We start from the raw sequence: 9,443 nt of genomic DNA, 5'->3' as shown, positions 1-9,443 counted from the left end.
CAATGGGTGCAGAGGCGTATGCGATCGGTGAGCGGTCCCCGTTCCAGCCAGCCCTGTTCCATCATAAGCTGGAGCCAGACCATCTCATTGACCGGCTCGTTGTCGGCGAACGCACTCAGCAGGGGGTAGTAGTAGAACTGGGCATGATGCGGGTGGCGTACTGGCTTGAGGCGCCCTTCCGGGCGGGTCCAGAGCCAGGCAAGCACGTACTCGTCGAAGCGTTCCGGGTAGCGACCCCGGTTGAACTCTGAGAGTCTCTGGTGCCATTTGCGCCAGGCTTCGGTAATGGCGTTCGGATCTGTTGGAATCGACCCGTCACTGAGTTCCGGTGCGTTACCGGTCCGGTCCCGTCCGGCGTAGATCAGTGTCAGGTGGTAGCGGGCATCGCAGCGGAGCAGAAAGACCACGTCTGCAGCGTCAGCAGCGTCCAGATCCACGAGCACCACATCATATTCGCCCTGCTCGCGGAGCTCATTCAGGCTGCTGGCATAGTGCCAGCGGGACTCGGAGAAGGACCCAGGATCCCGGGTGAGACATCCAATGCTGGGTGACTGCATGCGCGACTTCCTACTGCCTGCGGCGACGTTACGACACTTAATACGTCAGGCTAGGCTTAATGGTTCAGTCCCGCAACTATAAGGTAAGACAGGTTTATGCCCCGAAGCGCTGGAGGGTCCGGCGTACGCCGCCCGCCCAGGGACCACCGAAGAGGTTGAGGTGGTTGAGTTCATGGTAGAGGTTATAAAGGGGCGCGCGCTCTTGCCAGTCGGAATCAACCGGACTGTTCGCCAGATAGGCTTCGTAGAACCCCGGTGGCTGACTGCCGAACATCGTGGTCATGGCGAGGTCTGCCTCGGCCCAGCCATAGTGGGTCGCCGGGTCGATCAGTACCGGTTCGCCGCCGGGGCCGCAGTGGATGTTGCCGGACCACAGGTCGCCGTGGATCAGGCTGGCGGGCTGTTCTGGAATCCAGCGGTCGAGCCGGCCAGCGACCCATTCGAGTTTCTTGACATCAGCCCGCTCAAGACGACCGCTGTCCTGAGCCATGCGGCCCTGGTGCAGAAGACGCGCCTCGGCAAAGAAACGGAAGCCGTCCTGCATGCGGGGGTTGGGCTGGGGCGTGAGCCCGCAGAAGTTGTCCCGCCCGAAACCGAACTCCCCGGCGGTAACGCTGTGCAGTTGCGCCAGTTGTTCCCCGAGCTGCCGGGCGAAGTCCTGGCCGGGGCGGCCATCCAGCCATTCCAGAATCAGCCCCTCCTCTGCGACCGCGACCACCGCGGGAATGCGCACGGCATTCGCGTTGCCCAGTGCCTGCAACCCGGCCGCTTCCGCCTCGAAAAAGCCGGCCGGTGGTGAGGGGTGAGTCTTGAGAAACAGCATCCGACCGTCTTCGAGCGTCAGCCGGGCGGCATCGTTGATGCTGCCCCCGCCGACTGGCTGGGCGGTGGCAATCGGGCTGTCGATCTGTGCTGCGAGGCTCTCGGGGATGCGGGCCATGGTCACTCGTCGTCGGTTTGTGCTCTGGCGCGCATTGTTTCATGGCGGCGGGCCAGATGTTCAAGCACCTTCGAGGCGGCCACGAAGCCGAAGGTGCCGGTCACGAAACTGGCGGCGCCAAAGCCCGTGCTGCAGTCCAACCGGGTTGGGCCGTCACCGGGCTTTTCATGGGTAGTGCCGCCCTCCGGCGTGGGGTAGGTGAGCTGTTCCTCGGAATAGATGGCGGGGATAGTAAAGCGCCGCTTCGGGTTGCGTGGGAAGCCGTATTCACGGCGGAGCAGGTTCCGTACCTTGGCCAGCAACGGGTCCTGGGTGGTGCGACTCAGGTCGGCCACGCGGATTCGGGTTGGGTCCATCTGTCCCCCAGCGCCCCCGGCGCAGATCACCCATTGTTTGCGCCGGCGGCAGTGGGCCAGAAGGGCCGCCTTGTGGTTGACGCTATCGATGGCGTCCACCACCGCATCGCAGTTCCCGGGAAGCACACTCTCCATGCTGCGGGTGGTCACAAACTGCGGAACTGCTGTAACCCGGCATTCCGGGTTGATTGCCCGCAGCCGTTCGGCCATCACCTCAACCTTCGGGCGCCCGATGGTTCCCACCAGCGTGTGGACCTGGCGGTTGGTGTTGGTCACACAGATGTCATCCATGTCGATCAGGGTAAGAGCCCCGATGCCGCTGCGGGCGAGCGCCTCGGCCGCCCATGAACCCACGCCGCCGACGCCGGCAATGGCGACATGGGCGGCGGCGAGGGATCGGGCGGTGTCCTGGCCGTAGAGGCGCTCCATGCCTCCGAAGCGCTGGGAAAAGGAATCCGGCGTCATCATGGGTGGCTCCGTAATGGGGGGGGGTCTCGGTTTGTGCGGATTCTACCAGAAACCGGGGTTCAGGATTACGGACTTGTCAGTCCATTTTAGCGGGCGTATGATTAGACGGACTGGTCAGTCCATCTTCAAGAGGCCGATACACGTGACCGATTCCTCGCGCCCGACGCGCACCCACAAGGCACCGGAACAGCGCCGCAGGGAGGTCCTGGAGGCCGCCGCCGTGGTGTTCGCGGAGGTTGGGTACCGTTGCGCGGAGATGGATCGCATTGCCGAGCGCGCAGGCGCGGGTAAGGGGACGGTGTACCGCTGTTTTGCCAGCAAGGAGACTCTCTTCATGGCAACAGTGGAAAAGGCGCTGGAGGACCTGACCTGTTATGTGAACGAGGCGGTCGACCCGCTGGAGGATCCCCTCGAACAGCTGCGCCTTGGCATTCACCGTTACCTGGAGTTTTTTGAGTGCAACCCTGAGACGGTGGAGCTTTTCATCCAGGAACGGGCGGAGTTTCCGAAGAATGGAAAGCCTCTTTACTTTGTTTATCAGGAAACCAGCGGCGGCAAATGGCGGGCACGCTTCGAGAAGCTGATTGAGCAGGGCCGTATGCGACCTGACATGTCGCCGGCGCTGGCCCAGGAGGTCTTCAGCGACCTGCTCTATGGGGCGGTCTTTTCCCAGCTGCTTGCAGGCGATCGGGAATCGCGTGCGGAGCGGGCGGACGAAATCAGCGAATTATTGTTCAGGGGCATCCTCAAGCCCGAGAGCTGAGCAGGCTGAACACAGCTTTTCCACACCGATTGAGACTTTGCGGAGAGAAAGGAACCATGAATCAGTTGACCCGGACAGAAGTCATAGGGGGCAGCCGAGCCCGTCGTATTGGCGGCGTCAGTACCGTGCTGGTGCTGACGTTGGGGCTGGCTGCCTGTGGCGGCAATGGCCAGGGGCAGAAAGGAGCTGGGATGCCGCCGCCCCCGGTGTCGGTTACTGAGGTTCAGACCGAGGATGTGACCATCCGCGAGGACTATGCGGGGCGTGTCAGGGGTGCCCGTGAAGTGGCTGTGCGGGCCCGCGTCGAGGGTGTTCTGGAAGAGCGCCTTTACGACGAGGGCAAGGTGGTCGAGCAGGGTGAGCCCCTGTTCCGTATCGACCCGGAACCCTTTGAGGTGGCCCTGCAGGCCGCTAAAGCCCAGCTCCAGTCCGCGCAGGCGGATCTCAGCCAGGCTGAGCGGGAATGGAACCGGGTATCCAGTCTCTACCAGAAGAACGCTGTGAGTGAGCGTGAGCGGGACAATGCGCAGTCCGCATTTGAGCTGGCACAGGCCCAGGTTGCGGTTGCAGAAGCCGAGGTTGCCCGTGCCGAACTGGAACTGGGCTACACCGATGTGGAAGCACCCGTGACCGGTGTGACGGGCCTCGAGACCCAGTCCGAGGGCAACCTGATCGAGCGCGGTACCGAACTCACTCACATCACCCAGATGAACCCGGTCCATGTGCGCTTTGCGCTGCCGGAGAACGATGCTGCGGCGCGCCGGCGGGCGCGGGAAGCCATGCAGTCGGATGGTAATGGCGATCACCGCAGCACCGCGAAGCTGATCCTGCCGGACGGCTCCGAATACGAACACACCGGTACCATTGACTTCACGGCCAGCACCATCGATGCGGAGACCGGTACCGTTACCGCCCGTGCCGTATTCCCCAATGAAGAACAGCGCATCGTGCCGGGTCAGTTCGTGCGCATCCGGGTGAAGCTGAAGACGCTCGATGATGTGGTGACCGTGCCCGCCAAGGCCATAGGCGACGGCCAGAATGGCGGTCTGCAGGTCTTTGTGCTGACCGAGGACAACAAGGCGCAGCCACGCTCGGTTAAGACAGGGCAGGTGGTTGATGGTCGCCGCATCATCACGGACGGGCTTGAAGCCGGTGAACGCGTGGTGGTCGGCGGTATGGCCGGCATCCGTCAGCCCGGGATGAAGGTGAAAGTCGAAGGCGCCGGGAAGGATGGTCAGAAAGACGGCGAGAAAGGCGGGGAGAGTAACTGATGTTCCGATTCTTCATTGACCGCCCGATTTTCTCGGCGGTCATCTCCATTATCATCCTGATCGCCGGCGCGGCCTCGCTCATGGGGCTGCCGGTGAAGCAGTACCCGAACGTGGTGCCGCCCGAAGTCGTGGTTGAGGCCAGGTACCCTGGTGCAAGTGCTGAAGTTCTGGCCGACAGTGTGGCGGCGCCACTGGAGCAGGAGATCAACGGCGTCGACGACATGATTTATATGGAGTCGGGGAGCACCAACGCCGGCAGCGTGCAGATCACGGTGTCCTTCGAGGTTGGCACCGATCCGGACCAGGCCACCATCAACGTCAATAACCGTGTCCAGCGGGCCATGGCCAGCCTGCCCCAGGCCGTGCGTGATCAGGGCGTTACCGTTGAGGCCCGCTCCACCTCGATTCTCCAGGTCGTGGCGCTGTCCTCGAAGTCCGGGGACACCGGTACCATCGAAATCTCCAACTACGCGCTGCTGAACGTCATCGACGAGCTGGTCCGGACTCCGGGTGTGGGTAACGCCTCTCTCTTCGGCGCCAAGGACTATTCCATGCGCATCTGGTTGCAGCCGGACAAGATGGCGGAATACAACATCTCTCCGATGGACGTCGCCAGTGCCCTGCGTTCCCAGAACGCCCAGTACGCAGCAGGCCGTCTCGGTGGGCAGCCGGCGCCCGTGGACCAGGCGTTCACATTCAGTGTCTCCACACCGCAGCAGATGAGTGATCCCAGCGAATTCGAGGACATCATGCTGCGGACCACGAGCGATGGCGCTTCGCTGCGTCTCGGCGATGTCGCGCGGGTCGAGCTGGGCGCGCAGAACTATAACTTCACGGCCAGCTTCAACGGCCAGGCGGCGGTGCCGGTCGGGGTCTACCTGCAGCCCGGGGCCAACGCGCTCGAGACCGCTACCAATGTGCGTGAAGCACTCCAGAAGCTGGAGGATCGGTTTCCGGAGGACATCCAGTACGATATCCCCTACGACACCACCACTTTCATCAAGATGTCGATTCAGGAGGTTCTGATCACACTGGTGATCGCCCTGGTTCTGGTGTCGGTGGTGACGTTCATCTTTCTCCAGCACCTGCGTGCCACGCTGATCCCGCTGGCGGCCATTCCGGTTGCCCTGATCGGTACCTTTGCCGGGATGACGGTGCTCGGCTTCTCGGTGAATCTGCTTACCCTGTTCGGACTGATTCTTGCCATCGGGGTGGTGGTGGACAACGCCATCATTGTGATGGAGAACGTGGAACGGTTGATGCAGGAGCACGGCATGACGGCGTACGGCGCCTCCGTGGAGACCATGGGGCAGGTATCCGGAGCCGTGGTTTCCTCCACCCTGGTGCTGGTTGCCGTGTTCGCGCCCGTTGGGTTCCTGGGGGGGCTGACCGGTGAGCTCTACCGCCAGTTCGCGGTGACTATCGCGGTCTCCATCGTGATTTCCGGCATTGTGGCGCTAACGCTGACCCCGGCCATGTGTGCCCGGTTGCTGGATGGTGAACCCAAGGACGTCTCAAAGCCCTTCCAATGGTTCAATGCCGCCTTCGAGAAAATCACCAATGGGTTCGTGGGCGGTGTGACCTGGATCCTGAATCATGCCGTGATTGGTGTGGCGCTTTTCTTCCTGTTCATCGGCAGTACCCTCTGGATGCTGGACCGCTTGCCCTCGGGACTGGTGCCCCAGGAGGACCAGGGCTATGTACTGATGGCCTCCTACCTGCCGCCGGCATCGGCGCTCGGGCGGACCGAGGCGGTGCGTGAGGAGCTGGTTGGTAATGTGCTGAATCTGCCCGAAGTCGAGAACGTTGTGGCCTTCGCCGGCTACGATCTTCTGGCCGGTGCCAGCCGTTCCAATGCCGGAATCGCATTCGTAACGCTGAAGGACTGGGCTGAGCGTCAGGGGCCAGGGCAGTCAGCGTCTGCCGTGTCCAAGAAAATCATGGGCATGGGTGCAGGAGTGGAAGAGGCGAATGTCATGTCGTTCTCTCCGCCGCCGATCCAGGGGCTGTCCCTCACCGGTGGCGTGGAGGCGTTTATTCAGGATCAGCGCGGCATGAGTACCAAGGAACTCCATGCGCTGGCCCAGAAAGTGGTGAAGGCCGCGAACCAGCATCCGGTGCTCACCAATGCCCGGACCGATCTGGATGTGAGCATTCCGCGCTATAAGGCCGAAGTGGACCGTCAGAAGGCGAGGGCCCTGGATGTGCCCATCGGTGAGGTGTTCTCCGCTATGCAGAGTACCTTCGGCACCTTCTACGTGAATGACTTCACTATGCAGGGGCGTAACTGGCAGGTGAACATGCAGGCCGAGGGTGAGTTCCGCAGCCGGCCCGAGGATCTGCGCCGTGTCTTCGTGCGTTCCAACAGCGGTCAGATGATCCCTCTCAGCTCGCTGGTCACACTGACCCGCGAGACCGGGGCCGATATCATCAACCGATTCAATGTCTACCCCGCGGCCAACATCGCCGCCGACCCGGCACCGGGCTACACCACCGGCGATGCTATGAAGGCGCTGCGCGAGGTGGCTGACGAGAATCTGGGGGCCAACACGCCACTCGGGTGGATTGGGCAGGGTTATCAACTCCAGGCTGCCGGCCAGGCCGGGACCATCGCGTTTGCTCTGGGCCTGGTCATGGTGTTCCTGATCCTGGCGGCGCAGTATGAACGCCTGACGCTCCCGCTGGCGGTGGCCACGGCCATCCCCTTCGGTGTATTCGGCGCGGCTCTGGCCGCCCTGTTGCGTGGCTTCCCCAACGACATCTATTTCCAGGTGGGGCTGCTGGTGCTGATCGGCCTGGCGGCGAAGAACGCCATCCTGATTGTGGAGTTCGCGGCCCAGAACCGCAGCGAGGGCCTGTCACCGAAGGATGCTGCGATTGCGGCAGCCCAGCAGCGTTTCCGGGCCATCATGATGACGGCGCTGACCTTCATCATCGGTTCGCTGCCACTGGTAGTGGCGACCGGCGCCGGTGCTTCCAGCCGGCAGGAGATCGGCACCGTGGTGGTTGGTGGCATGATCGTCGCCAGTACCCTGGCCCTGTTCTTCGTGCCGCTGTTCTACCGGCTGTTCGAGGAGTTCTCGATCTGGTTGAGCAATCGCGGGAGCAACAACAGCTCCAGAGAGGTTTCCGATGCGTAGGATACTGTTCGCAACACTGATGTTCCCTCTGCTCCTGGCCGGCTGTGCGGTCGGCCCGGCATACGAAGAGCCCCAGGTGGATCTGCCGGAGGAATGGCCGGACGAGGTCCTGCTGACCGGCGAGGAGCGTGCTGACTGGTCCAACTGGTGGCACCGGTTTGACGACCCTGTGCTCAACCGTCTGGTGGAACGGGCTCTGGACGACAACCTCAACATGCAGCTGCAGTACCAGCGGCTGCAGGAGGCGCGGGCGCGGCTGGGGCTGGCGGACGCCCAGCAGATGCCGACTGTGGAAGGCCAGGCCGATGCCGCCCGTGGGCGTGAATCCGGGGCGGCCAACCCGCTGGGTGGCGGTACCACCAGCAACATGTTCTCGGTAACCGGCCTGCTCAGCTATGAGGTGGACCTCTGGGGGAAGCTCGAGAGTCAGAGCGATGCCGCCGAGGCGGCGCTGCAGGAATCGGTGTTCACCCATGACTCGGTGCGTCTGAGCACGGTTGCGGATGTGGTGGCCACCTACACCGAGCTGCGAGCGGCCCAGCGCTCCCTCGCCATCACTGAGCGCACTCTGGAGACGCGCGAGGAAACCGTGCGGATCGAGCGGGCGCGCTACGAGGGCGGCGATACCAATGAGCTGACCCTACGCCAGGCGGTGTCCGAACTGGAAGCAACCCGTGCGCTGGTGCCCCAGCAGCGTCAGCGTGTCGCCCAGCTCAAGACGGCCCTGGGTGTGCTTGTGGGCATGACCCCGCGCGAACTCACCAGCGAGCTGGATTTCGGCGAAGGCAGCCTCAGTGACATCACCCTGCCTGAGGAAGTCCCGGAAGTGCTGCCCTCGGATCTGCTGGAGCGGCGGCCGGATATCCGTGCGGCCGAGGCGGCCATCATTGCGGCGACCGAGGAGGTCGGCGTCGCCCAGGCGCAGCGCCTGCCCAGTTTCAATCTGCGTGGCTCCTTCGGCAGCGCGGCCATCGAGTCGGATGACCTGTTTACCGGTCCGGCGGAAACCTGGGAAATCGGCGCCTCCGTGCTCGGCCCCATCTTCGACTTCGGTCGTAACAAAGCACGTGTGGAGGCGGCCCAGAGCCTGCGTGACCAGGCTGAAACCCAGTACCGGGTCACTCTGCAGCAGGCGTTCCGCGAGGTCCGCGATGCGCTGGCCGTGTATGAGGCCACGGATGAACGGGTAAGCCGGCTCCGGGATCAGGTCGAGGCGCTGGAGAAAACGCTGGAGCTGGCCGAGCTGCGCTACGAGGAAGGCCTCACGGACTTCCTGACGGTGCAGGATACCCAGCGCGTCCTGTTGGACGCGGAGCTGACCCTCACCAATGCCATCCGCGACCGGCTCAACGCCACGGCCACGCTGTTCAAGGCGATGGGCGGCGGCTGGGCCGACGGCAAGGCGGTTGAGCCGGAGAGCGGAGACTCCTGACCAGGGCTCTGTTTACAGGTTTGCCGGCCCGTGTAAGCGCGGAGCCGGCAGCCGCCACCTTCCTGCCAGGCCATGCGGGTGCTAGACTTAAATATTAGGTTACACTAAATTTAAGGAGGCAGGCATGCGCCGAGCCCTCATGATGGTTCTCTGCTTCTGCCTTTCGGGCGCAGTCCAGGCCGCCTCAGCACAGTGGGTGGATGTGAAGCGGGAAACGCTGACAGAAACCCTCCGCCTTGATGGCATGATCGAGGCTGTGCGGGAAAGCACAGTATCCGCCCAGACAGCGGGAACCGTTGTCGAGCTGCCCTACGACGTCGACGACGCCGTTCCGGAGGGCGAGCTGATTGTCCGGCTTGAGGACAGTGATGAACAGGCTCGTGTGGAGCAGGCCCGGGCCAGCCTGGACGAGGCCCGCGCCGACCTGACGGATGCCCGCCAGAACCTGGGGCGCGTGGAGCAGCTGCACGAACGCGATGTCGCCTCACAGCAGGAACTGGATCAGGCGCGGAATCG

At 63.3% G+C, this 9,443-nt stretch carries 8 protein-coding genes; 5 read left to right on the top strand and 3 right to left on the bottom strand.

What is annotated here, in order from left to right:
- The 3 genes from QZ501_RS13815 to tcdA all read right to left on the bottom strand — a co-directional run.
- A partial coding sequence (locus tag QZ501_RS13815) for a hypothetical protein (RefSeq protein WP_295720303.1) occupies positions 1–557 on the bottom strand: 557 nt, incomplete at its 3' end.
- A 94-nt stretch (positions 558–651) separates the two neighbouring features.
- Complete coding sequence (locus tag QZ501_RS13810) at positions 652–1,497, bottom strand: fructosamine kinase family protein (protein WP_160898391.1); 846 nt, start codon at positions 1,495–1,497, stop codon at positions 652–654.
- Positions 1,498–1,499: 2 nt separating this feature from the next.
- Positions 1,500–2,318: a tRNA cyclic N6-threonylcarbamoyladenosine(37) synthase TcdA gene (tcdA, locus tag QZ501_RS13805; RefSeq protein WP_295720305.1), complete on the bottom strand. Its 819-nt coding sequence runs from the start codon at positions 2,316–2,318 to the stop codon at positions 1,500–1,502.
- A 145-nt stretch (positions 2,319–2,463) separates the two neighbouring features.
- Here tcdA and QZ501_RS13800 point away from each other — a divergent pair, with 145 nt between their 5' ends.
- The 5 genes from QZ501_RS13800 to QZ501_RS13780 form a co-directional block, all read left to right on the top strand.
- Positions 2,464–3,084, top strand: coding sequence for a TetR/AcrR family transcriptional regulator (locus tag QZ501_RS13800; RefSeq protein ID WP_160898393.1), 621 nt, complete (start codon positions 2,464–2,466; stop codon positions 3,082–3,084).
- A gap of 56 nt (positions 3,085–3,140) precedes the next feature.
- On the top strand, positions 3,141–4,355 hold the full coding sequence (locus QZ501_RS13795) for an efflux RND transporter periplasmic adaptor subunit (RefSeq protein ID WP_160898394.1): 1,215 nt from the start codon (positions 3,141–3,143) through the stop codon (positions 4,353–4,355).
- Entirely contained in the window at positions 4,355–7,495 is a 3,141-nt protein-coding gene (locus QZ501_RS13790) for a multidrug efflux RND transporter permease subunit (protein ID WP_151440691.1), read from the top strand. The genes QZ501_RS13795 and QZ501_RS13790 overlap by 1 nt, the downstream gene beginning before the upstream one ends.
- Positions 7,488–8,927 carry an efflux transporter outer membrane subunit gene (locus tag QZ501_RS13785; RefSeq protein WP_151440690.1) on the top strand — a complete coding sequence of 480 codons (1,440 nt, stop codon included), beginning with the start codon at positions 7,488–7,490 and terminating at the stop codon, positions 8,925–8,927. Before QZ501_RS13790 ends, QZ501_RS13785 begins: the two co-directional genes overlap by 8 nt.
- 124 nt (positions 8,928–9,051) lie before the next feature.
- On the top strand, positions 9,052–9,443 hold a 392-nt coding region (locus tag QZ501_RS13780), incomplete at its 3' end, for a biotin/lipoyl-binding protein (protein ID WP_295720299.1).

It is taken from the genome of uncultured Halovibrio sp., from assembly GCF_913056445.1.
Lineage (GTDB): Bacteria > Pseudomonadota > Gammaproteobacteria > Pseudomonadales > Oleiphilaceae > Halospina > Halospina utahensis_B.
This window is presented reverse-complemented; position numbering and strand designations above follow the sequence as displayed.